The sequence below is a fragment of the Streptomyces sp. FIT100 genome (assembly GCF_024584805.1).
Taxonomy (GTDB): Bacteria; Actinomycetota; Actinomycetes; order Streptomycetales; family Streptomycetaceae; genus Streptomyces.
The window spans coordinates 4,612,823-4,635,866 of record NZ_CP075715.1 but is presented as its reverse complement, the minus strand read 5'-3'; the positions used below and the strand labels follow the sequence as shown (position 1 = coordinate 4,635,866).

The 23,044-nt window shown below is 71.2% G+C and carries 21 protein-coding genes; 2 read left to right on the top strand and 19 right to left on the bottom strand.

Features of this window, described 5'->3' with window-relative positions; genetic code table 11:
- Positions 1–6 precede the first annotated feature (6 nt).
- From nuoK to KK483_RS20905, 11 genes are all read right to left on the bottom strand, one after another.
- On the bottom strand, positions 7–306 hold the full coding sequence (nuoK, locus tag KK483_RS20955) for an NADH-quinone oxidoreductase subunit NuoK (RefSeq protein WP_262006741.1): 300 nt from the start codon (positions 304–306) through the stop codon (positions 7–9).
- Positions 303–1,142 (bottom strand): NADH-quinone oxidoreductase subunit J, encoded by an 840-nt coding sequence (locus tag KK483_RS20950; protein ID WP_262006740.1) that lies wholly within the window; start codon positions 1,140–1,142, stop codon positions 303–305. Before KK483_RS20950 ends, nuoK begins: the two co-directional genes overlap by 4 nt.
- A complete protein-coding gene (gene nuoI, locus KK483_RS20945) occupies positions 1,139–1,753 on the bottom strand; it encodes an NADH-quinone oxidoreductase subunit NuoI (RefSeq protein WP_262006739.1) in 615 nt (204 codons plus the stop codon). The genes KK483_RS20950 and nuoI overlap by 4 nt, the downstream gene beginning before the upstream one ends.
- The gene (nuoH, locus tag KK483_RS20940; RefSeq protein WP_262006738.1) at positions 1,746–3,155 is read right to left on the bottom strand and encodes an NADH-quinone oxidoreductase subunit NuoH; all 1,410 of its coding nucleotides are present in this window, start codon (positions 3,153–3,155) and stop codon (positions 1,746–1,748) included. Before nuoH ends, nuoI begins: the two co-directional genes overlap by 8 nt.
- A gap of 127 nt (positions 3,156–3,282) precedes the next feature.
- Complete coding sequence (locus tag KK483_RS20935; protein WP_262006737.1) at positions 3,283–5,793, bottom strand: NADH-quinone oxidoreductase subunit G; 2,511 nt, start codon at positions 5,791–5,793, stop codon at positions 3,283–3,285.
- Positions 5,794–6,010: 217 nt separating this feature from the next.
- Positions 6,011–7,375: an NADH-quinone oxidoreductase subunit NuoF gene (nuoF, locus tag KK483_RS20930; protein WP_262006736.1), complete on the bottom strand. Its 1,365-nt coding sequence runs from the start codon at positions 7,373–7,375 to the stop codon at positions 6,011–6,013.
- The gene (gene nuoE, locus KK483_RS20925) at positions 7,375–8,232 is read right to left on the bottom strand and encodes an NADH-quinone oxidoreductase subunit NuoE (protein ID WP_262009624.1); all 858 of its coding nucleotides are present in this window, start codon (positions 8,230–8,232) and stop codon (positions 7,375–7,377) included. Before nuoE ends, nuoF begins: the two co-directional genes overlap by 1 nt.
- 17 nt (positions 8,233–8,249) lie before the next feature.
- Positions 8,250–9,572, bottom strand: a complete 1,323-nt coding sequence (locus KK483_RS20920) for an NADH-quinone oxidoreductase subunit D (RefSeq protein WP_262006735.1) — start codon at positions 9,570–9,572, stop codon at positions 8,250–8,252.
- On the bottom strand, positions 9,569–10,318 hold the full coding sequence (locus KK483_RS20915; RefSeq protein WP_262006734.1) for an NADH-quinone oxidoreductase subunit C: 750 nt from the start codon (positions 10,316–10,318) through the stop codon (positions 9,569–9,571). Before KK483_RS20915 ends, KK483_RS20920 begins: the two co-directional genes overlap by 4 nt.
- On the bottom strand, positions 10,315–10,869 hold the full coding sequence (locus KK483_RS20910; protein ID WP_007383964.1) for an NADH-quinone oxidoreductase subunit B family protein: 555 nt from the start codon (positions 10,867–10,869) through the stop codon (positions 10,315–10,317). Before KK483_RS20910 ends, KK483_RS20915 begins: the two co-directional genes overlap by 4 nt.
- 31 nt (positions 10,870–10,900) lie before the next feature.
- Complete coding sequence (locus KK483_RS20905; protein WP_262006733.1) at positions 10,901–11,260, bottom strand: NADH-quinone oxidoreductase subunit A; 360 nt, start codon at positions 11,258–11,260, stop codon at positions 10,901–10,903.
- A gap of 787 nt (positions 11,261–12,047) precedes the next feature.
- On the opposite strand from KK483_RS20905, the gene KK483_RS20900 reads away from it, so the two are divergent.
- Positions 12,048–12,851, top strand: a complete 804-nt coding sequence (locus KK483_RS20900; RefSeq protein ID WP_262006732.1) for a C40 family peptidase — start codon at positions 12,048–12,050, stop codon at positions 12,849–12,851.
- 118 nt (positions 12,852–12,969) lie between these two features.
- Here the strand turns inward: KK483_RS20900 and KK483_RS20895 are convergent, their stop codons facing one another.
- From KK483_RS20895 to KK483_RS20885, 3 genes are all read right to left on the bottom strand, one after another.
- Positions 12,970–14,793: an FAD-dependent oxidoreductase gene (locus KK483_RS20895; protein WP_262006731.1), complete on the bottom strand. Its 1,824-nt coding sequence runs from the start codon at positions 14,791–14,793 to the stop codon at positions 12,970–12,972.
- A 169-nt stretch (positions 14,794–14,962) separates the two neighbouring features.
- Positions 14,963–15,247 (bottom strand): hypothetical protein, encoded by a 285-nt coding sequence (locus KK483_RS20890; RefSeq protein WP_262006730.1) that lies wholly within the window; start codon positions 15,245–15,247, stop codon positions 14,963–14,965.
- A 91-nt stretch (positions 15,248–15,338) separates the two neighbouring features.
- Positions 15,339–16,625 carry a geranylgeranyl reductase family protein gene (locus KK483_RS20885; protein ID WP_262006729.1) on the bottom strand — a complete coding sequence of 429 codons (1,287 nt, stop codon included), beginning with the start codon at positions 16,623–16,625 and terminating at the stop codon, positions 15,339–15,341.
- Positions 16,626–16,723: 98 nt separating this feature from the next.
- Between KK483_RS20885 and KK483_RS20880 the strand changes: the two genes are divergently transcribed.
- A complete protein-coding gene (locus tag KK483_RS20880; protein ID WP_262006728.1) occupies positions 16,724–17,239 on the top strand; it encodes a GNAT family N-acetyltransferase in 516 nt (171 codons plus the stop codon).
- A 25-nt stretch (positions 17,240–17,264) separates the two neighbouring features.
- On the opposite strand, the gene KK483_RS20875 is transcribed toward KK483_RS20880, so the two are convergent.
- From KK483_RS20875 to KK483_RS20855, 5 genes are all read right to left on the bottom strand, one after another.
- On the bottom strand, positions 17,265–18,176 hold the full coding sequence (locus KK483_RS20875) for a glutaminase (protein WP_262006727.1): 912 nt from the start codon (positions 18,174–18,176) through the stop codon (positions 17,265–17,267).
- Between the two features lie 27 nt (positions 18,177–18,203).
- Positions 18,204–18,899, bottom strand: a complete 696-nt coding sequence (locus KK483_RS20870) for a demethylmenaquinone methyltransferase (RefSeq protein ID WP_262006726.1) — start codon at positions 18,897–18,899, stop codon at positions 18,204–18,206.
- Positions 18,900–19,296: 397 nt separating this feature from the next.
- The gene (locus KK483_RS20865) at positions 19,297–19,899 is read right to left on the bottom strand and encodes a hypothetical protein (RefSeq protein ID WP_262006725.1); all 603 of its coding nucleotides are present in this window, start codon (positions 19,897–19,899) and stop codon (positions 19,297–19,299) included.
- 7 nt (positions 19,900–19,906) lie between these two features.
- Entirely contained in the window at positions 19,907–21,106 is a 1,200-nt protein-coding gene (gene mqnC, locus KK483_RS20860) for a cyclic dehypoxanthinyl futalosine synthase (RefSeq protein ID WP_262006724.1), read from the bottom strand.
- Between the two features lie 191 nt (positions 21,107–21,297).
- Positions 21,298–22,998, bottom strand: a complete 1,701-nt coding sequence (locus tag KK483_RS20855) for a serine/threonine-protein kinase (protein WP_262006723.1) — start codon at positions 22,996–22,998, stop codon at positions 21,298–21,300.
- Between the last annotated feature and the right edge of the window lie 46 nt (positions 22,999–23,044).

Genomic DNA, 23,044 nt, shown 5'->3' with positions numbered 1-23,044 from the left:
AGCCCCTCACAGCTTCATCAGGCTGGCGTCGTCGACCGAGGCCGAGTGGCGGGAACGGAACAGCAACACGATGATGGCGAGCCCGACCACGACCTCCGCGGCGGCGACGACCATCGTGAAGAAGGCGATGATCTGGCCGTCGAGATTGCCGTGCATCCGGGAGAAGGCGACGAACGCGAGGTTGCAGGCGTTGAGCATGAGCTCGATGCACATGAACACCACGATCGCGTTCCGCCTGATCAGCACGCCCGCCGCGCCGATGGTGAACAACAGGGCGGCAAGATAGAGGTAGTTGACGGGATTCACCGCTTGGCCTCCTGTCCGTCCCGGTCGAGTGCGTCCTTGGCCCGTCCGAGGCGCTCCTCCGAGCGCTGCTCCAGCGCCTTGAGGTCGTTCAGCGCCTCGGTGGAGACATCGCGGAGCTGCCCGCGGTCGCGCAGCGTCTTGCTGACGGAAAGCTGCGACGTGGTGCCGTCCGGGAGCAGACCGGCGACGTCCACCGCGTTGTGCCGGGCGTAGACACCCGGGGCGGGCAGCGGCGGCAGGTGCTTGCCCTCGCGGACCCGCTGCTCGGCCAGCTCCCGCTGGGTGCTGGCGCGCTCGGTGCGCTCCCGGTGGGTGAGCACCATCGCGCCGACGGCCGCCGAGATCAGCAGCGCGCCGGTGATCTCGAAGGCGAAGACGTACTTGGTGAAGATGAGGGCGGCGAGCCCTTCGACATTGCCACCCGCGTTGGCCTGGCCGAGGCCGATGAAGGAGCCGGGGCTCAGCGAGGCGTTCCCGATGCCGGCGGCGAGCAGGACGCCGAAGCCGAGTCCGCAGAGCGCGGCCCACCAGCGCTGGCCCTTGATGGTCTCCTTGAGGGAGTCCGCGGCCGTGACGCCGACGAGCATGACGACGAAGAGGAACAGCATCATGATCGCGCCGGTGTAGACGACGATCTGGACGATGCCCAGGAAGTACGCCCCGTTGGCGAGGTAGAAGACCGCGAGGACGATCATGGTCCCGGCGAGGCACAGCGCGCTGTGCACGGCCTTCCTCATCAGGACGGTGCCGAGCGCGCCGAGGACGGCGACCGTGCCCAGCACCCAGAACTGGACGGCCTCCCCCGTGGAGGTGGCCGCGGCGAGCGTGGCGCTCATGCGTCGACCTCCTCGTCCACGGGCCCGTCCGCCGGCTTCTCGCCCTTGGAGGTGGCGACCTGGCGCTCCGTGCCGGGCGCGGCCTCGGTGACCAGCCCCCGGTAGTAGTCCTGCTCGTCCGTGCCGGGGTAGATCGCGTGCGGGGAGTCGACCATGCCGGGCTCCAGCCCGGCGAGGAGCTGCTCCTTGGTGTAGATCAGGTTCTCCCGGGAGCTGTCGGCCAGCTCGAACTCGTTGGTCATCGTGAGCGCCCGGGTCGGGCACGCCTCGATGCACAGACCGCACAGAATGCAGCGGGCGTAGTTGATCTGGTACACCCGCCCGTACCGCTCGCCCGGCGAGTAGCGCTCCTCGTCGGTGTTGTCCGCGCCCTCCACATAGATGGCGTCCGCGGGACAGGCCCAGGCGCACAACTCGCAGCCGACGCACTTCTCCAGCCCGTCCGGGTGCCGGTTGAGCTGGTGCCGGCCGTGGAAGCGCGGCGCCGTCGTCTTCTGCTGCTCCGGATACTGCTCCGTCAGCCGCTTCTTGAACATGGCCTTGAAGGTCACGCCGAAGCCGGCGACCGGGTTCTGGAACCCGCTCTCGGAGTCCTTGGATCGCTCAGACACCGTCAGCCTCCTTTCCGTCACGTCCGTCACGAGGACCGTCACTGTCAGTATTCATGCCACCACTGACAATCAGTTCGCGGTCGCGCCTCGGCCGCCTGCGCGGCACCGGCGGCAGCTCCTGCCCGGGCAGCGGGGGCACCGGGTATCCGCCCGCCATCGGGTCGAACGCGGCGGGCGGCGCCGCCTTCCCTGCTTCCGTGCCCTCTTCCGGCTTGCCGCGGACGAGGTCGACCACGAAGGAGAGCAGCAGGACCGCGAGGACCGCCCCGCCGACGTAGAGCACGATCTGCGAGAAGTCCTGTCCCTCGTTGCGCAGCGCCCTTACGGTCGCGACGAGCATCAGCCAGACGACCGAGACCGGGATGAGGACCTTCCAGCCGAGCTTCATCAGCTGGTCGTAGCGGACGCGCGGCAGTGTGCCGCGCAGCCAGATGAAGAAGAACAGCAGCAGCTGCACCTTGATGACGAACCAGAGCATCGGCCACCAGCCGTGGTTCGCGCCCTCCCAGAAGGTGCTGATCGGGTACGGGGCCCGCCAGCCGCCCAGGAAGAGGGTGACCGAGACCGCCGAGACGGTGACCATGTTGACGTACTCGGCGAGCATGAACAGCGCGAACTTGATGGACGAGTACTCGGTGTTGAAGCCGCCGACGAGGTCGCCCTCGGACTCCGGCATGTCGAACGGGGCCCGGTTGGTCTCGCCGATCATCGTGACGATGTAGATCAGGAACGAGACCGGCAGCAGCAGCACGTACCAGCGGTCCGCCTGCGCCTCGACGATCGCCGAGGTCGACATCGACCCGGAGTAGAGGAAGACGGAGGCGAAGGCCGCGCCCATCGCGATCTCGTACGAGATCATCTGCGCGCAGGAGCGGAGCCCGCCGAGCAGCGGGTACGTGGAGCCGGACGACCAGCCCGCCAGCACGATGCCGTAGATGCCGACGGAGGCGACCGCGAGGATGTAGAGCATCGCGATCGGCAGGTCGGTGAGCTGCATCGTGGTCCGCTGGCCGAAGATCGAGATCTCGTTGCCTGCCGGGCCGAAGGGGATCACGGCGATCGCCATGAAGGCCGGGATGGCGGCGATGATCGGCGCGAGGACGTAGACCACCTTGTCCGCGCGCTTGACGATCAGGTCCTCCTTGAGCATCAGCTTGACGCCGTCCGCGAGGGACTGGAGGAGGCCCCAGGGGCCGTGCCGGTTGGGGCCGATGCGCAGCTGCATCCAGGCGACGACCTTGCGCTCCCACACGATGGAGAAGAGCACGGTCACCATCAGGAAGGCGAAGCAGAAGACTGCCTTGATGACGACGAGCCACCACGGGTCCCGCCCGAACATCGAGAGGTCCTCGGCGGCGAGGACGCTCTGCGGCTGGGCCGCGAGCTGAGCAAGCGCGATCATGCGCGCACCTCCGGTGCGGGGACGGCCGGGCCTCCGGCCGGCCGGAGGACGTAGCCACGGGGAGCCACCGTGCGACGGGCCGGAGCGGCCTCGGCACGCGGCGCAGGACGCCTGCGGGAGTACGCGGTCACGACTCCACCTCCGGTGCCTCGGACACGGCGGCCCCGGCGGTCGCCGGGCCGATGCGGACCAGCTCGCCGGGGCGGGTGCCCGTGTCGCTCGGCACGCCGCCGCCCGTCGAGTTGAGCGGGAGCCAGACCACCCGGTCGGGCATCTCGGTCACCTTGAGCGGCAGTTCGACCGATCCCGCGGGTCCGGTGACGGCGAGGAGGTCGCCGTCCTTGACGCCGGTCTCGGCCGCGGTGGCGGCGGAGAGCCGGGCGACCGCGGCATGCCGCGTTCCGGCCAGCGCCTCGTCGCCCTGCTGGAGCAGGCCCTGGTCGAGCAGCATCCGGTGGCCCGCGAGGACCGCCTCGCCCGCGCCGGGGCGGGGCAGCGGCCGGGTCGACTCGGCGGGCTCGTTCGCCCGCGGGCCGCCCCAGGCGCCGAGCCGGTCCAGCTCGCGCCGTACGGACCGCAGGTCCGGCAACCCGAGGTGCACGTCGAGCGCGTCGGCGAGCATGTGGAGCACCCGCGCGTCGGTGGGCGGCAGCGGGCGGGTCATCTGGTCCGGCTTCAGCGCGGCCTCGAACATCCGCGCCCTGCCTTCCCAGTTGAGGAAGGTGCCCGGCTTCTCGGCGACCGCGGCGACGGGGAAGACCACGTCGGCCCGCTCGGTCACCTCGCTCGGCCGCAGCTCCAGCGAGACCAGGAAGCCCACCGCGTCGAGTGCCTCGCGCGCCCGTGCGGGGTCGGGCAGGTCGGCTACCTCGACGCCCGCGACGAGCAGCGCGCCCAGTTCGCCGGTGGCCGCGGCCTCGACGATCTGGCCGGTGTCACGGCCGTAGCGGTGCGGGAGTTCGCGTACGCCCCAGACCGCCGCGGTCTCCTCGCGGGCCCGCGGGTCGGTCGCGGGGCGGCCGCCGGGCAGCAGCGACGGGATCGCTCCCGCCTCCACGGCACCGCGTTCGCCGGCCCGGCGCGGGATCCATACCAGCCGGGCACCGGTCGCCGCGGCGGTCCGCACCACCGCGGTGAGCGCACCCGGCACCGCGGCCAGCCGCTCGCCGACGACGATCACGGCCCCTTCGGCGCGCAGCGCCTCGCCGGCAGCCGCGCCGTCACCGTCGAGCCCGGTGCCGGAGGCGAGCGCGTCGAGCCACTCGGTCTCGGTGCCGGGGGCGGCGGGCAGCAGCACGCCCGCGGCCTTCGTCAGTCCGCGGGTGGCGTGTGTGGCGATCGCGAAGGTGCGCTGGCCGTGCTTGCGCGCGGCCTTGCGCAGCCGCAGGAAGACGCCGGGGGCCTCCTCCTCGGCCTCGAAGCCGGCGAGCAGCACCACCGGAGCCTTCTCCAACGAGGTGTAGGTGGCCCCCTCGCGGTCGAGGTCCCGGCCGCGCCCGGCGACGGCCGAGGCCAGGAAGTCCGCCTCCTCGGAGGAGTGGACCCGGGCCCTGAAGTCGACGTCGTTGGTGTCGAGGGCGACCCGTGCGAACTTGGCGTACGCGTAAGCGTCCTCGACCGTGAGCCGCCCGCCGGTCAGCACCGCGGTCCGGCCGCGCGCCGCCGCGAGCCCCGCGGCCGCCGCCTCCAGGGCCTCCGGCCAGCTGGCCGGCTGGAGCTCACCGCTCTCCTTGTCGCGGACGAGCGGGGTGGTGAGCCGGTCGCGCTGCTGGGCGTAGCGGAAGGCGAACCGCCCCTTGTCGCAGATCCACTCCTCGTTGACCTCGGGGTCGTCGGCGGCGAGCCGCCGCATGACCTTGCCGCGCCGGTGGTCGGTGCGGGTGGCGCAGCCGCCCGCGCAGTGCTCGCAGACGGACGGCGAGGAGACGAGGTCGAAGGGGCGGGCGCGGAACCGGTAGGCCGCCGAGGTCAGCGCGCCGACCGGGCAGATCTGGATGGTGTTGCCGGAGAAGTAGGACTGGAACGGGTCGCCTTCGCCGGTGCCGACCTGCTGGAGGGCTCCGCGCTCCAGCAGCTCGATCATCGGGTCCCCGGCGACCTGGTTGGAGAAGCGGGTGCAGCGCGCGCACAGCACGCAGCGCTCACGGTCGAGCAGCACCTGGGTGGAGATGTTGACCGGCTTCTCGTACGTGCGCTTCCGGCCCTCGAAACGGGTGTCGGCCTGGCCGTGCGAGACGGCCTGGTTCTGGAGCGGGCACTCACCGCCCTTGTCGCAGACCGGGCAGTCGAGGGGGTGGTTGATGAGCAGCAGCTCCATCACGCCCTGCTGCGCCTTCTCGGCGACGGGCGAGGTGAGCTGCGACTTGACGACCATGCCGTCGGTGCAGGTGATGGTGCAGGAGGCCATCGGCTTGCGCTGGCCCTCGACCTCGACGATGCACTGCCGGCAGGCGCCGGCCGGGTCGAGGAGGGGGTGGTCGCAGAACCGGGGGATCTCGATGCCGAGCAGCTCGGCGGCGCGGATGACCAGCGTGCCCTTGGGCACGGAGATCTCGACGCCGTCGATGGTGAGGGTGACCAGGTCCTCGGGCGGGACCGCGGTGCCGCCGCCGGCGGGGGTCGAGGTGGTCACGGTCATGGCCGCACCTCCGTCCGGGCTGCGGAACGGCCTGCGGCAGAGCCGCGGCCGGGGTTCGGCGCGTGCGCCACAGTCATGCGGACAGCCTCCAGAAGGGACTCGGCGGATCGCCGGGACGGGCCGCCCCCGAGGCGGCCCGCGGCGCGGCCGCGGACGGAAAGCACAGGAAGCTCGGTGGGCACGGGAAGCGCCGGAACGGGTGCGTGGTGCATAGCGGTCATGCCGGCACCTCGTGGTTCTTGTCCGCCCAGGCGGTCGACCTGGCCGGGTCGAAGGGGCAGCCGCGGCCCGTGATGTGCTGCTCGTACTCGTCGCGGAAGTACTTGAGCGAGGAGAAGATCGGCGAGGCGGCACCGTCACCGAGCGCGCAGAACGACTTGCCGTTGATGTTGTCGGCGATGTCGTTCAGCTTGTCGAGGTCCTCCATGGCGCCCTTGCCGGCCTCGATGTCGCGCAGCAACTGCACGAGCCAGTAGGTGCCTTCGCGGCACGGAGTGCACTTGCCGCAGGACTCGTGGGCGTAGAACTCGGTCCAGCGGGTGACGGCCCGTACGACACACGTCGTCTCGTCGAAGCACTGGAGCGCCTTGGTGCCGAGCATCGACCCGGCGGCGCCCACGGCCTCGTAGTCCAGCGGGACGTCAAGGTGCTCGTCGGTGAACATCGGAGTCGAGGAGCCGCCCGGGGTCCAGAACTTGAGCCGGTGGCCGGGGCGCATGCCGCCGCTCATGTCGAGCAGCTGGCGCAGGGTGATGCCGAGCGGGGCCTCGTACTGGCCCGGTGCGGCGACATGGCCGCTGAGCGAGTAGAGCGTGAAGCCCGGGGACTTCTCGCTGCCCATCGAACGGAACCAGTCCTTGCCCCTGTTGAGGATCGCGGGAACGGAGGCGATGGACTCGACGTTGTTCACCACGGTGGGGCACGCGTACAGACCGGCGACCGCGGGGAAGGGGGGACGCAGCCGGGGCTGGCCGCGCCGGCCTTCCAGGGAGTCGAGGAGCGCGGTCTCCTCACCGCAGATGTACGCGCCCGCGCCCGCGTGCACGGTGAGTTCGAGGTCGAGCCCGCTCCCCAGGATGTCGGTGCCGAGGTAGCCCGCGTCGTACGCCTCGCGCACGGCCTCGTGCAGCCTGCGCAGCACGGGGACGACCTCGCCGCGCAGGTAGATGAAGGCGTGGTTCGACCGGATCGCGTAGCAGGCGATCACGATCCCCTCGATGAGGGAGTGCGGGTTGGCGAAGAGGAGCGGGATGTCCTTGCAGGTCCCGGGCTCCGACTCGTCGGCGTTGACCACGAGGTAGTGGGGCTTGCCGTCGCCCTGCGGGATGAACTGCCACTTCATTCCGGTGGGGAAGCCGGCGCCGCCGCGGCCGCGCAGCCCGGAGTCCTTGACGTACGCGATGAGGTCGTCCGGCGCCATCGCGAGGGCCTTGCGCAGTCCTTCGTAGCCCTCGTGGCGACGGTAGGTGTCCAGGGTCCAGGACTCGGGCTCGTCCCAGAAGGCGGACAGCACGGGCACGAGCAGCTTCTCGGGGCTCGTCCCGTCGCCGGCCTCCGGGCCGTACTCGGTGGACACGGTCATCACTCCCCCTCCTCGGAAACCGGGCCCGCGGAGTCGGACGGGCGGGACGAAGTGCCTCGGTCGTGGCTGGTGGGGGGCGACGGGTGGGCAGGGTCGGACGCGGACGTCTGCTGCGGTGCGTCGTGCGAGCTGAGGTGCTCGGCCGGCGGCTCGCCCTGCGGGGCGGCGCCGCGCTGGTGGACCATGCGCGCGTGGGGAGCCTCGCCCCTGGCCAGCCGGAGGCCGGTCAGGGAGGCCGGGCCCGCTCCGCCGCTCGCCCCGACGGCACCGGGGCGCTCGTCGGGGAAGCCCGCCAGGATGCGCGCGGTCTCCTTGAAGGTGCACAGCGGCGCGCCGCGGGTGGGTTCGACGGGCCTGCCGGCCCGCAGGTCGTCGACGAGCTGCCGGGCCGACTCGGGGGTCTGGTTGTCGAAGAACTCCCAGTTGACCATCACGACGGGGGCGAAGTCGCAGGCCGCGTTGCACTCGATGTGCTCAAGAGTGACCTTGCCGTCCGCGGTGGTCTCGTTGTTGCCGACGCCCAGGTGCTCCTTGAGCTCGTTGAGGATGGCGTCGCCGCCCATCACCGCGCAGAGCGTGTTGGTGCACACCCCGACCTGGTAGTCCCCGGAGGGCTTGCGCCGGTACATCGTGTAGAAGGTGGCGACGGCCGTGACCTCCGCCGTCGTCAGGTCCAGCATCTCCGCACAGAACCGCATGCCGGTGCGGGTGACATGGCCCTCCTCGGACTGCACCAGGTGCAGCAGGGGGAGCAGCGCGGACCGGCTGTCCGGGTAGCGGCCGATGATCTCCTCGGCGTCGGCGGCCAGCCGCTCGCGCACCTCGGCGGGATAGTCCGGGGCGGGGAGCTGGGGCATCCCGAGCGATACGTCTGTCACCGGTCGACGCCTCCCATCACGGGGTCGATGGACGCGACGGCGACGATGACGTCGGCGACCATGCCGCCCTCGCACATCGCCGCCATGGTCTGCAGGTTGGTGAAGGACGGGTCGCGGAAGTGGACCCGGTAGGGGCGGGTGCCGCCGTCGGAGACGACATGGACGCCGAGCTCGCCCTTGGGCGACTCGACGGCCGCGTACGCCTGTCCGGCCGGGACCCGGAAGCCCTCGGTCACCAGCTTGAAGTGGTGGATCAGGGCCTCCATGGAGGTGCCCATGATCTTCTTGATGTGGTCGAGGGAGTTGCCGAGGCCGTCCGGGCCGAGCGCGAGCTGTGCGGGCCAGGCGATCTTCTTGTCGCCGACCATCACCGGGCCGGGGGCGAGCCGGTCCAGGCACTGCTCGACGATCCGCAGCGACTGGCGCATCTCCTCCAGCCGGATGAGGAAGCGGCCGTAGGCGTCGCAGGTGTCCGCGGTCGGCACGTCGAAGTCGTACGTCTCGTATCCGCAGTAGGGATCGGACTTGCGCAGGTCGTGCGGGAGGCCGGTCGCGCGCAGGATCGGTCCGGTGGCGCCGAGCGCCATGCAGCCGGCCAGGTCGAGATGGCCGATGTCCTGCATACGGGCCTTGAAGATCGGGTTCCCTGTGGCGAGCTTGTCGTACTCGGGCAGGTTCTTCTGCATCTTCTTCACGAACTCGCGGATCTGGTCCACGGCGCCCGGGGGCAGGTCCTGGGCGAGTCCGCCGGGGCGGATGTACGCGTGGTTCATCCGCAGGCCGGTGATGAGCTCGTAGATGTCGAGAATGAGTTCACGATCACGGAATCCGTAGATCATGACCGTGGTGGCGCCGAGTTCCATGCCGCCGGTGGCGATGCACACCAGGTGGGACGAGAGCCGGTTCAGCTCCATGAGGAGGACCCGGATGACCGTGGCCCGGTCCGGGATCTGGTCCTCGATGCCGAGCAGCTTCTCGACCGCGAGGCAGTACGCCGTCTCGTTGAAGAACGGCGTCAGGTAGTCCATGCGCGTCACGAAGGTCGTGCCCTGCGTCCAGGTCCGGTACTCGAGGTTCTTCTCGATGCCGGTGTGGAGATAGCCGATGCCGCAGCGGGCCTCGGTGACGGTCTCGCCGTCGATCTCCAGGATCAGGCGGAGCACTCCATGGGTGGACGGGTGCTGGGGACCCATGTTGACGACGATGCGCTCGTCGTCGGCCTTGGCCGCGCTCTGGGCGACCTCGTCCCAGTCCCCGCCGGTGACCGTGTAGACGGTCCCCTCGGTCGTCTCACGCGCCGATGCAGATGGGGTTGTCACGAGTACGACCTCCGCTGGTCCGGAGCCGGGATCTGGGCGCCCTTGTACTCGACGGGGATGCCGCCGAGGGGGTAGTCCTTGCGCTGCGGGAAGCCCTGCCAGTCATCCGGCATCATGATCCGGGTGAGGGCGGGGTGGCCGTCGAAGATCAGCCCGAAGAAGTCGTAGGTCTCGCGCTCGTGCCAGTCGTTGGTCGGATAGACCTCGACGAGTGACGGGACGTGCGGGTCCGTGTCCGGGGCGCTCACTTCGAGGCGGATCAGCCGGCCGTGGGTGATCGAGCGCAGGTGGTAGACGGCGTGCAGCTCGCGGCCCTTGTCGCCCGGGTAGTGGACGCCGCTGACGCCCGTGCAGAGCTCGAAGCGGAGCGCGGGGTCGTCGCGCAGCGTCCTCGCGACGCGCACGAGGTGCTCGCGGGCGATGTGGAAGGTGAGTTCGTCGCGGTCGACGACGGTCTTCTCGATCGCGTGCTCCGGGACGAGGTCCTGCTCCTCCAGGGCGCCCTCGAGCTCGTCGGCGACCTCGTCGAACCAGCCGCCGTAGGGGCGGGTGGCCGCGCCGGGCAGCCGTACGGAGCGGACGAGTCCGCCGTAGCCGGAGGTGTCGCCGCCCTTGTCGGCGCCGAACATGCCGCGCTGGACGCGGATCTCCTCGCCGTGCTCTCCGCGCTGGCCCGGCAGGTTCTGCGCGCTGAGCTCCTTCTCGGGGTTCGGCCGGTCGTCGCGTGCGCCGGGTGCGTCCGTCATCGCAGCAGCCCCTTCATCTCGATCGTCGGGAGCGCCTTGAGGGCCGCCTCCTCCGCCTCGCGGGCCGCCTCCTCGGCGTTCACGCCGAGCTTGGAGGACTGGATCTTCTGATGGAGCTTGAGGATCGCGTCCATCAGCATCTCCGGCCGCGGGGGGCAGCCGGGCAAATAGATGTCAACGGGAACAATGTGATCAACGCCCTGCACAATCGCGTAATTGTTGAACATTCCGCCCGATGATGCGCAAACCCCCATGGAGATCACCCACTTGGGGTTGGGCATCTGGTCGTAGACCTGCCGCAGGACGGGCGCCATCTTCTGGCTCACCCGACCGGCGACGATCATCAGGTCCGCCTGCCGCGGCGAGCCGCGGAAGACCTCCATGCCGAAGCGGGCCAGGTCGTACCGGCCTGCGCCCGTCGTCATCATCTCGATGGCGCAGCAGGCCAGGCCGAAGGTGGCGGGGAAGACGGACGCCTTGCGCACCCAGCCCGCGGCCTGTTCGACGGTGGTCAGCAGGAAACCGCTCGGCAGCTTCTCTTCGAGTCCCATTTGGTGTGCTCCTCAGCCCCTCAGTAGGCCCTCAGTCCCAGTCCAGGCCGCCGCGCCGCCATACGTACGCGTACGCGACGAAGACGGTGAGCACGAAGAGCAGCATCTCCACGAGCCCGAAGATCCCCAGGGCGTCGAAGGTGACGGCCCAGGGATAGAGGAAGACGATCTCGATATCGAAAATGATGAAGAGCATCGCCGTCAGGTAGTACTTGATGGGGAAGCGGCCGCCTCCGGCCGGCTGCGGCGTCGGCTCGATGCCGCACTCGTACGCCTCGAGCTTCGCCCGGTTGTAACGCCTCGGACCGATAAGCGTGGCCATGACCACGGAGAAGATCGCAAAAGCTGCCGCCAGGGCGCCGAGCACGAGGATGGGCGCGTACGCATTCACGCTCCTCGCTCCTTCCAGTCGTCCTTGACCGTTGGACCGCACCGGGCATCCGTCACCCCGCCTCGAAGATCACGCACATGTGAGGCAGTTCACAAGCCCGACTGCTCCGCATCCTATGCCCGCCGGTCTGTGATCTGCGACACGGGGTACGACAACGCCTTTGTGATCTCCACCACCTGACGAAGGATCATGAAGTCGGATGAGCGGTGATCTTGCACGCGAAGCGTACGAGCGACTACAAGATGTGACGCGGTGGCGCGTTACCGCTGGTCAGAAGGGTGGCTCCATTATCAGGAGTGCTATATGCACGCAAATTCGCGAGGGGTGGAAGCGGGTGGTAGAGGACACCGGTCACCCGAGCGAGGGGCGGCGAGGACGGAAGTGGACGTGTGCATCCGTTCACGAGCCCCGGGGAGGGGCGACCACCCAGCCCCCGGGAGCGCCGGACGGGGTCCGATCGGCCCTCGCCCCCCGGGGCGACACTGCGGCTACCCGGAATGGGCGATTCCAGAGCGCGTCCGGCGGTGACCGTTCTGTGACCTGTACCACTCCCCCGCCCGCCCGGGAATCAGGGGCTTGGCCATCGGTGTGAAGGGGTGGTAAGCGACGGGCAATTCGGACCTTTTACTGAAAGCCCATGATCACAGCCCTGATCGCCGATGCCCGTTTTGCCCGTTACGGCGTCAATAAAGTTCCCAGGAAAGCGGATTGTGGGATTCCGAACGTAACTGTGGCGCAACACACGTTTCTTGAAGGGAACCGGAACTCCTTGATAGCGGTTGTACTCATGTCCCACACCGCTCACATACGAAGCCACCGGAAGCCCCGCCCCCGCAGCGCCTCGAAGCTCGCGCTCCGGGCCGGAGTTGCCGGTGGCGTCCTCAGCACCATCGCGGTGGCCGGTAGCGCCGGGCCGGCGAACGCCGAGCCGGTGACCGAGACCATCGAGATGCCCGCACTCACGCTGGAGTCCCCGGCGCTGGCGAGCGCCGTCGCGCTCTCCGCCGAGGCGACCCAGCAGTCCGCCCTGGACTCCCAGCTCCAGGCCCAGGAGAACGCGGCCGCCGCGAAGGCCGCCAAGGCCGCTCAGAAGGCCAAGGACGAGGCCGTCCGCAAGGCCGAGGCCGAGAAGAAGGCCGAGGAGGCCGCCCGCGCCGAGGCCGCTGCCCGTGCCTCGCGCGACTCCGCGCGCACCACGCTCTCGGCCGCCTCCCAGAGCAGCTCCTCCCAGGCGTCCGGCTCCGTCGGCACCGTCATCTCCTTCCTCAAGGCGCAGCTCGGCGACGCGTACGTCATGGGCGCCACCGGTCCCAACGCCTGGGACTGCTCCAGCCTCGTGCAGGCCGCGTACAAGCAGGTCGGCGTGGACCTCCCCCGCGTCTCGCAGGACCAGTCCGTGGCGGGCACCCAGGTCTCCCTGGACAACCTCCAGGTCGGCGACATCCTGTACTGGGGCGGCGCCGGCTCCGCGTACCACGTCGGCGTCTACATCGGCGGCGGCCAGTACCTCGACGCCGCCAACCCCAGCAAGGGCGTCGTCATCCAGGACCTGTCCGGCTACCCGGCCGACGGCGCGGTCCGCGTGCTCTGAGGCACCATTGCGCGATGAAGGCCGCCGCTTCCCCGTCCGGGGGCGGCGGCCTTCCGCATGTCCGGGCCGCCGGACAGGGCGTTGGCCGGGGCGTCAGCCGGGTCGCCGGCCGGGGTCGTCAGCCCAGATCGAAGGTGTTGGGCAGCCCGAGGCGGAAGCGCGCCTCGTCGACGCGCTTGAGGGGCTCCAGCTCCGGCGGGCGGTACAGCTCCCACACCGTGCAGCGCCGCGCGTCCGAACCGTCCTGGTCGAGCAGGGCGTTGACGGCGCGCCGCGCGGACTCGTTGGCGCCCTCCATCGTCGCCAGGTCCACGTCCGTACGGACGTAGTCACCGGCGAGGAAGAAGTTCGGGACGGCGGTGCGGGCGGTGGGGCGCAGATGCCAGGTCCCGGTCGGATGGATGAAGAGCGGCTCGCGGTTCTGCGGATCGGGACCGCCGAGCCCGCTCACCGCCGGGTCCATGAACCACGCCACCCGGTCGGCATCCTCGACCAGGGTGCGCCCCGTGTCGTTCACCCCGTCCTTCAGCTGCGCCCAGCACTCCTCGACGATCTCCTCGCGGGTGCACGCGCGGGCCGGCTTGCCGTAGAGGATGCCCGGCCGGTCCCACTCCGAGACGATCGCCGAGACGCAGTCGAGCACCTTCCCGTCGCCGTAGTCCGCGGCGAAGTCGCGGCCGTCCCAGAACTGTGCCTGCCCGATGGCGGTCACCGCCCAGGGGGAATCCAGGCAATTGACATGTCCGTGGACGAGCGGAACTTTCCGCCGCGTATAGAACATGATGCCCGTCATCCAGTCCGTACGGAGCTTGTCGCAGCGGGCCAGTTGCGGGTCCGCCGCGCGCAGGGCGGGGCCCCAGGTGCGCCGGGCGTGCTCGACCGGCATCGCCTGGACGTAGTGGTCGGCGGTGATGGTGCGCGAGTCGGACCCGCCGGGATCGGTGATGCGCACGCCGGTGACGCGCCCGTCGGCGTACAGCACCTCCCGTACCTCGCTGGAGTGGACGAACTCCACGCCCAGGGAGGTGAGATGCTCCCTCCAGGGATCGATCCACGCCTCGGAGGTCGGGGCGTTCAGGACGCGGTCGATGTCGGCGTCGGGGCCGTCGAGGCCGCGCCCGAGCAGCCCCCACAGAATCAGCGCCTCCATGATCACGCGGCCGACGGTGCGGGTGGACGCCTCCTGCGCGCGCGTGGCGACGAGATTGCGGGTCTGGCCGATGCCCAGCAGGATCCGGTACTCCTCGCTGAAGTCCCCCGCACGGATGAAGTCCCACCAGGGCGTGGCCTCCCACTCGCTCTCTCGGCGGGCGTCGCAGCTGGTGAGATGGACGAGGAGGCGGTTGGCGAAGTAGGCGACCTCGTGCGCGGGCAGCTTCGTGCCCGTGTCGAGCGCGGCGGTGACCTCGTCGCGGATCCACGTCGGGGTCAGGTCGCCGAGGCGCGGCGGGGTCGTCGCGCGCCGCAGCGGGAAATGCAGATCGGGCCGGCCCGCCTCGCGGGCGAAGAGCTCCTCGGTGGCGTTGCGCAGATTGCCCCGTACGCCGCCGGGGTTGCCGGGGAAGGGGATGCGGCGCATCGTGTCCGGCAGGTTCCGGTAGAAGCCGGGGAAGAAGCGGAAGCCGTGCTCGCCGGGGAGCGGTTTGCGGCCACCGGTGCCGGTGCCGGGGACGTCCATGGAGCGGGCCTTGCCGCCGAGGACGTCGTAGTACTCGTAGACGGTCACGGCATAGCCGCGTTCGGCGAGTTCATGGGCGGCGCTGAGTCCGGAGACACCGCCGCCGAGCACGGCGACACGTCGGGCGGCTGCGGCGGCCCGGGCGGCGGCCGGCGCGACGCCGACCGCCCCCACGGCCCCGGCACCCACGGCCCCCGCCGTCCCGGCGAGGAACGTCCTGCGGCTGTTTCCCCCTTGCGCGCTCCCGTGCGTGCCCTTGCCCATGGCCGAGCCCCCTCCACCGACGCCTTGTCAGAAGTACGTCACGCAGGCTAGGGAGAGGCCGACCGGGCCGGAAGCGACCGGCACGGACGGCCACAGCACCTCTACAGCGCGTACACGCCTGCTGCGGCGGTCCGAACACAGCGTGGATCGCCGTGCGCGCAGTCACAGGTCAGCCGAGCCACCGCCGCCACCGAGGCTGCGGCGCCTCGCAGCGTCCTGCGGCGATGGCCTCCTGGTAGGCGCGCCTGGCCAGTTCCTGGTCGGACCGCACCACCCCGTCGCCGTCGGGCAGGGGATCACCGTTCGCGTCGGCCAGCTTCGAGACGGCGAACGTGCAGGCGGGCGCGACGGGACGGGTGGCGTACCAGCCGGCCGTCACGACGGCCGCGAGGACAACCCCGCAGACGGCGGCGGGGAGTGCGCGCACACGGCGGCCGGGGACGGGACGGATCACGGCCGCATCGTACTGGCGTCCTGACCGCCGGGCCGGACCGCCGGGCCGGACCGTCGGGCCGGCCCGGCGGAGCCGAGGGCCGGGGTCGCGGTCAGGCCTTCGGGGCCACCTTGCTCAGGCCGTTGATGATGCGGTCCATCGCGTCGCCGCCCGTCGGGTCGGTCAGGTTCGCGAGCATCTTCAGCGTGAACTTCATCAGGACCGGGTGGGTCAGTCCGCGCTGGGTCGCGATCTTCATGACCCTGGGGTTGCCGATGAGCTTCACGAAAGCGCGGCCCAGCGTGTAGTAGCCGCCGTAGGTCTCCTTGAGCACCCGCGGGTAGTTGCGCAGGGCCAGTTCGCGCTGGGCGGGGGTCGCTCGGGCGTGGGCCTGGACGATGACGTCGGCGGCGATCTGGCCGGACTCCATGGCGTACGCGATGCCCTCGCCGTTGAACGGGTTGACCAGGCCGCCCGCGTCGCCGACGAGGAGCAGGCCGCGGGTGTAGTGGGGCTGGCGGTTGAAGGCCATCGGCAGGGCGGCGCCGCGGATCGGGCCCGTCATGTTCTCGGGGACGTAGCCCCAGTCCTCGGGCATCGAGGCGCACCACGCCTTGAGGACCTCGCGCCAGTCGAGCTCCTTGAAGGAGGCGGAGGTGTTGAGCACGCCGAGGCCGACGTTGGAGGTGCCGTCGCCCATGCCGAAGATCCAGCCGTAGCCGGGCAGCAGCCGGTCCTCGCCCGGGCCGCGCCGGTCCCACAGCTCCAGCCAGGACTCCAGGTAGTCGTCGTCGTGGCGCGGGCTGGTGAAGTACGTGCGGACCGCGACGCCCATCGGGCGGTCCTCACGGCGGTGCAGGCCCATCGCGAGGGAGATCCGCGAGGAGTTGCCGTCGGCGGCGACGACGAGCGGGGCGTGGAAGGTGACCGGGGTCTTCTCCTCGCCCAGCTTGGCGTGCACGCCGGTGATGCGGCCGGTGCGGTCGTCGATGATCGGCTCGCCGACGTTGCAGCGTTCGTGCAGCCGCGCGCCCGCCTTCTGCGCCTGGCGGGCCAGCTGCTCGTCGAAGTCGTCCCGCTTGCGGACGAGCCCGTAGTCCGGGTACGAGGCCAGCTCCGGCCAGTCCAGCTGGAGCCGGACGCCGCCGCCGATGATGCGCAGGCCCTTGTTGCGCAGCCAGCCCGCCTCTTCGGAGATGTCGATGCCCATGGCGACGAGCTGCTTGGTGGCGCGGGGCGTGAGGCCGTCGCCGCAGACCTTCTCGCGCGGGAAGGCGGTCTTCTCCAGCAGGAGGACGTCGAGTCCGGCCTTGGCCAGGTAGTACGCGGTCGTGGAACCGGCCGGGCCCGCGCCGACGACGATCACATCTGCGGTGTGCTCGGAGAGAGGCTCGGTCACGGCGTGGACTCCCGAAGACTCGATTTCGCGTGCCTAAAAGGCACTGGACCTGTGCAGTCTATGGGGGCGTACTGATCCACGAACCGAAGGGCTGTCCCATGAGCGAAACGCTTCCCGCCGCACCGGTGGTGCAGCTGCGTGTGCCCACCGACGAGGACGCCCTGGCCTGGCACCGGATCTTCGCGGACCCGGAGGTCATGGAGTTCCACGGCGGTGCGCCCGCGGAGCTGTCGGTGTACGAGGAGCTGACGGCCCGGCAGCGCCGGCACGACGCGGAGCACGGCTTCTGCCTGTGGACGCTGCTGGACGCGGCGGGCGAGGTCATCGGGTTCACGGGCGCCCAGCCGTGGCCGCACGACTGGGGCCCGGTGGGCGAGATCGAGATCGGCTGGCGGCTGGCCCGGCGGGCCTGGGGGCAGGGGTACGCGACGGCCGCCGCCCGCATCACTCTGGAGCGCCTGCGCGCGGAAGGCGTGCCGAGCGTCGTCGCGATGGTGGCCGCGGAGAACGAGCGGTCGATCGCCGTGATGCGGCGCCTCGGCATGGAGCACGCGGAGACGTTCACCACGCCGGTGTCGCAGCGGAAGGGGCACTGCTTCCGGCTCGGCCTGTGAGGTCCGGTCGGAAGCCGGTCAGAAGTCAGAAGACGGACAGTCCGGTGAGCGTCGTGAAGCGGTCCAGCGCCGCGACGCCCGCCACCGAGTTGCCCTGCCGGTCGAGCCCCGGGCTCCACACGCACAGCGTGCAGCGCCCCGGGACGACGGCGACGATCCCGCCGCCCACCCCGCTCTTGCCCGGCAGCCCGACCCGATAGGCGAACTCCCCTGCCGCGTCGTACGTCCCGCAGGTCATCATCACGGCGTTGATCTGCTTGGACTCGCTGACGGTCAGCAGCCGGGAGCCGTCCGCCCGCACCCCGTGACCGGCCAGGAAGCGGATCGCGAGGGCCAGGTCGGCGCAGTTCATCTCGATCGAGCACTGCCAGAAGTAGTGGTCGAGGAGGGTCGGCACCGGGTTGGCGATCGTCCCGTACGAGGCCATGAAGTGGGCCAGGGCCGCGTTGCGGTCGCCGTGCTCCGACTCCGACGCGGCGACGTCCGGGTCGAAGGCGAGCTCCTCGTTCCCGCTCTCGGCCCGCAGGAACTCCAGGAGTTCGCTGCTCGCGTCGCCGGTGAGGGTCTGGAGCCGGTCGGTGACGACGAGCGCGCCCGCGTTGATGAACGGATTGCGCGGGATGCCGTTCTCGTACTCCAGCTGCACGAGCGAGTTGAAGGGGTTGCCGGAGGGCTCCCGGCCGACCCGTTCCCACAGCTCGTCGCCGCCGAGGGAGAGGGCGAGCGCGAGGGCGAAGACCTTGGTGACGGACTGGGTCGAGAAGGGGTGCTCCCAGTCGCCCGTGCCGTAGACCTTGCCGTCGAGGTCGGCGACGGCCATGCCGAAGCGGTGCGGGTCGACGGCGGCGAGCGCGGGGATGTACTCGGCGGGGGTGCCGCTGCCGACCAGCGGGGCCACGTCGTCCGCGATCCGTTCCAGGAGCGCCTGGTAGTCCACGGCTGCTCTCGCCCTCTCGCGGCCGGGCTACTGGGGCTTGGTGGCGCGGTGCAGGGCCACGATGCCGCCCGAGAGGTTCCGCCAGGCCACCTTCGACCAGCCGGCCTTCTGGAGCAGCCGCGCCAGCTCCGCCTGCTCGGGCCACGACTGGATGGACTCGGCGAGGTAGACGTACGCGTCGGGGTTGGAGGAGACCGCGCGCGCCACCGGCGGCAGCGCCCGCATCAGGTACTCCTCGTACACGGTCCGGAACGGCGCCCAGGTGGGGTGCGAGAACTCGCAGATGACGACGCGTCCGCCGGGCCGGGTCACCCGGTGGAGCTCGCGCAGCGCCCCGTCCGTGTCCTGCACGTTGCGCAGCCCGAAGGAGATCGTGACGGCGTCGAAGACGTTGTCGCGGAACGGCAGCTTCGTCGCGTCACCGGCGGTCAGAGGCAGCCACGGGTGGCGCTTCTTGCCCTCGCGCAGCATGCCGAGCGAGAAGTCGCAGGGCACGACGTACGCGCCGGTGCGTGTGAAGGGAAGCGACGACGTGCCGGTCCCGGCGGCGAGGTCGAGCACCTTCTCGGCCGGCCGCGCGCCGACCGCCTTGGCGACCTCGTTGCGCCAGCGCCTGTCCTGGCCGAGCGAGAGGACGTCGTTGGTGAGGTCGTAGTTCGCCGCCACACCGTCGAACATGGAGGCGACTTCGTGCGGCTGCTTGTCCAGGGAGGCTCGGGTCACTCCCCCATTGTGCCCGCAGGACGGTCCCGGAGCTCGGGCAGGTCGGCCAGCGGGTCTCGGTGTCCCGGCACGGTGTCCCGGCACGGTGTTCCGGCTCGGCGTTCCGGCTCGGCGTTCCGGCTCGGCGTTCCGGCTCGGCGTTCCGGCTCGGCGTTCCGGCTCGGCGTTCCGGCTCGGCGTTCCGGCTCGGCGTTCCGGCTCGGCGTTCCGGCTCGGCGTTCCGGCTCGGCGTTCTGCGCCGGAATACCTCTTCAACCTACGCCGCCGGGGTGTCGGCCCCGGTGACCGGGGACCGGTTGCCGGCCGCCGCACGGGAACGAGGCGCTGCCGGCGCTCGTGCGGTATGCGGACTTCCGGGGCGGCGGATAGGCACCGCCGCCCAGCAGCGCCGACGGACTCAGCGGCGCCGGTACACCAGGCGGCCGGCGATGACGGTGGCGACGCAGGTGGCGGCGCCGTGCTCGGCGAGGGCCGACTCGTCCGGGACGTCGAAGACCGCGAACCGTGCCGCCGTGCCGGGGTTCAGGCCGGGCGCCCACAGCACCGGTCCGCCCGATGCGAACGGGTCCAGCGCCGGCACGCCGTCCGGGCGCCGGGCGCGTCCGGTCAGGATGAGCCCCGCGCGGCGGACCGCGTCGAGCACGGCCCGGTTGTGCAGTTCACCGGCGGCGGCGACGGTGCCGTGCGCCAGCATCCGCTGGACCCCGCGCCGCGCGCTGGCGCCCCACCGCGCGTCGGTCATCTCCAGGGCGTCCAGCGCCGCACCCGTGACCGGCTCGGTACCGAGCTCGTCGGACTCGCGCGGGTCGGGGTGGTACGCCTGCTCCAGCAGTTCGGGACCGTAGAGGTTGACGAGCCCCGGCGTGATGACGCCGGGCCACCGTCGTACCCGCGCCTCCGGGCGCTCGCCGACGACCTCCTCGTAGGGCCCGACGGCGACGACTCCCGGGCCGTCGACGAGGACGGCACGGCCCGCCGCCGCGACGTGGATCGTCAGCAAGACGTCGTCAGTTCGCGTTCAGGAGCTTCAGTTCCGGATGCGCCGTGCCGCCCTCGATCGCGGTCGAGGAGATGTGCGAGGCGACCCGCTCGTCGACCGGGTCCTCCGCCGGGTCCTCGTGGACGACGATGTGCTCGTACGTGGTCGTCCGCTGCGCCGGGACGCGGCCCGCCTTGCGGATCAGGTCGATGATCTCCTGGCGGTTGGACCGGTGCTTGGCGCCGGCCGAGGAGACGACGTTCTCCTCCAGCATGATCGAACCCAGGTCGTCCGCGCCGTAGTGCAGCGAGAGCTGGCCGACCTCCTTGCCGGTGGTCAGCCACGAGCCCTGGATGTGGGCGACGTTGTCGAAGAAGAGCCGGGCGATCGCGATGATCCGCAGATACTCGAAGATCGTGGCCTGGGTGCGGCCCTTGAGGTGGTTGTTCTCCGGCTGGTACGTGTACGGGATAAAGGCCCGGAAGCCACCCGTCCGGTCCTGTACGTCCCGGATCATCCGCATGTGCTCGATGCGCTCGGCGTTGGTCTCGCCGGTGCCCATCAGCATCGTGGACGTCGACTCGACACCCAGCCGGTGCGCGGTCTCCATGATCTCCAGCCAGCGCTCGCCGGACTCCTTCAGCGGCGCGATCGCCTTGCGCGGCCGCTCGGGGAGCAGCTCGGCGCCGGCGCCCGCGAAGGAGTCGAGCCCCGCCGCGTGGATGCGCTGGACGGCCTCCTCGACGGAGACGCCGGAGATCCGGGCCATGTGCTCGACCTCGGAGGCGCCGAGGGAGTGGATGACCAGCTGCGGGAACTCCCGCTTGATGGCGGAGAAGTGCTTCTCGTAGTACTCGACGCCGTAGTCCGGGTGGTGGCCGCCCTGGAACATGATCTGGGTGCCGCCCAGCTCGACGGTCTCGGCGCAGCGCCGCAGGATGTCGTCGAGGTCGCGGGTCCAGCCCTTGGCGGTGTCCTTGGGCGCGGCGTAGAAGGCGCAGAACTTGCAGGCCGTGACGCAGACGTTGGTGTAGTTGATGTTCCGCTCGATGATGTACGTCGCGATGCGCTCGGTCCCGACGTACCGGCGGCGGCGCACGGCATCGGCGGCGGCGCCCAGCGCGTGCAGGGGCGCGGACCGGTAGAGGTCGAGCGCCTCGTCGGGGGTGATCCGCCCGCCCTCGGCGGCGCGGTCCAGGACGGACTGAAGGTCGGCCTTCTCGGTCACCGGGAGTCACCTTTCGGCGGGGTCTGGACGGTCCGAAACAGCCTACGCCAGCGCTTTCGGCCGACTCAGCGCGGCTGCCTCAGTGCGGTCCGGGCGCCGCCTCGGTGCCGCCTCGAACCCTGGCCGATGCCGCCTCGGACCTGGCTCAGCGCTGCCTCGGACCCTGGCTCAGCGCTGCCTCGGACCCTGGCTCAGCGCTGCCTGGCCAGCTCGCCCGTGGGGTTTCCGGCGCGCGCGTCGGCGGAGACGTACCGCAGGGAACCGCCGCTCAGCTCCAGCCGCAGGCCCTTCGTGCTCTCCGTGCACATGCCCTGGCTGCGCGGGCCGCGCTCGGCGTCGACGACGAGGGTCCGTGTGTCGGCGCCGGTCGCGGTGAGGAGGTCCTCGCAGATGAAGTTGCCGAGGATGTCGGTCTGTTCGGCCGTGCCGACCCGCTGGCCGGTGCGCCCCGCCCTGATGGTGACCTTCATGGTGCCGGCGGGCAGCCCGGCGGCGGTGATCTCCCCTTCCCAGGTCCCGACGAACGCCTTCGGCACGTCCTTCGCCGCGCGCGAGGCACCGTCCGCCGGAGGGCTGGAGGCCGTCGAGCTCGGCGGCTCGGTCGCCGCGTCCTTGCCGTCCCCGCCCGGGAGGACGTCGAGGAGGAGGCCCGCGCCGACCGTCACCGCGGCCAGCGCGCCCGCGACGGCGAGCGCGACCGTGCAGCTCACCTTGCGGGCGCCGCCGGGCCTGCCGCGTTCCGTGCTGGTGGTCACCGAGACGGACAGGCGCCCTTCAGGCCGGCCGTCGGGAGGGCCGTCGGAACGCCCGTCGGAACGGCCTCGCTGCGGCGGTACGGCATCGGCCACCGACGGCGCGGTCGCGGTCGGCACCGGCGCGATCAGCCCCGGAGCCGGCTCGCTCAGCCCCGGATCGATCGGCGGGCCGAACTCCCCCACCGCACGACTCGTGAACGGCACGGGCCCCGACCCCGCCGGATCCTGCCGGGCCGGCTCCAGGTCGAGAAGCCGTACCGCGGCCCGGCTCACCTGCTCCACCAGCGGCCCCGGCAGCCAGCCCGCCGCCACCAGCGCCCCCGCACCCCCGCCACCCGGGGCCAGCCGGGCGGCCAGCTCCCGCGGGGCGGGCCGCGCCGACGGCTCCTTGGCCAGGCAGGCGGCGACGACATCACGCAACTCTCCTGCGAGGGCGCCCAGTTCGGGCTCCTCGTGGACCACCTTGTAGAGGAGCGCCGCCGACGAGTCGCCCGGGAAGGGGGCGGCACCCGTGGCCCCGTACGCGAGGACCGCGCCCAGCGAGAAGACGTCGGCCGCGCCCGTCACCCCGCCCTTGCCGAGGATCTGTTCAGGCGCCATGTAGCCGGGCGAGCCGACGGAGACGCCGGTCGTCGTGAGCGAGGCGGTGCCGTCCGTCGCCCGTGCGATGCCGAAGTCGATGAGGCGGGGGCCGTCGAGGGTCAGCAGCACGTTCGAGGGTTTGACGTCCCGGTGGACCAGGTCCAGTGCGTGGACGGCCGCCAGCGCCTCCGCGAGGCCCGCGCCCAACGCCCGCACGGTGTGCTCCGGCAGCGGCCCGTGCTCCGTGACGGCCTGCCCCAGTGAAGGGCCCGCCACATAGCCGGTGGCCACCCAGGGCACGGGGGCGTCCGGGTCGGCGTCCAGCACCGGTGCCGTCCACTCGCCGCCCACCCGCCGCGCCGCCGCCACCTCGCGGCGGAACCGCTCCCTGAACTGCTCGTCGAGCGCGAAGTGCGGATGGACGACCTTGACCGCGACGGTGCGGCCGCCCTCGGAACGTGCCAGATACACCCGGCCCATCCCGCCCGCACCGAGCCGCCCGAGCAGCCGGTACGCACCGATGGTCCCCGGCTCGCCCGCCTCCAGCGGATGCATGAACTCCCCCGATTCCGCCCGACTCCCGCGATGCCCGCCCGGGAGA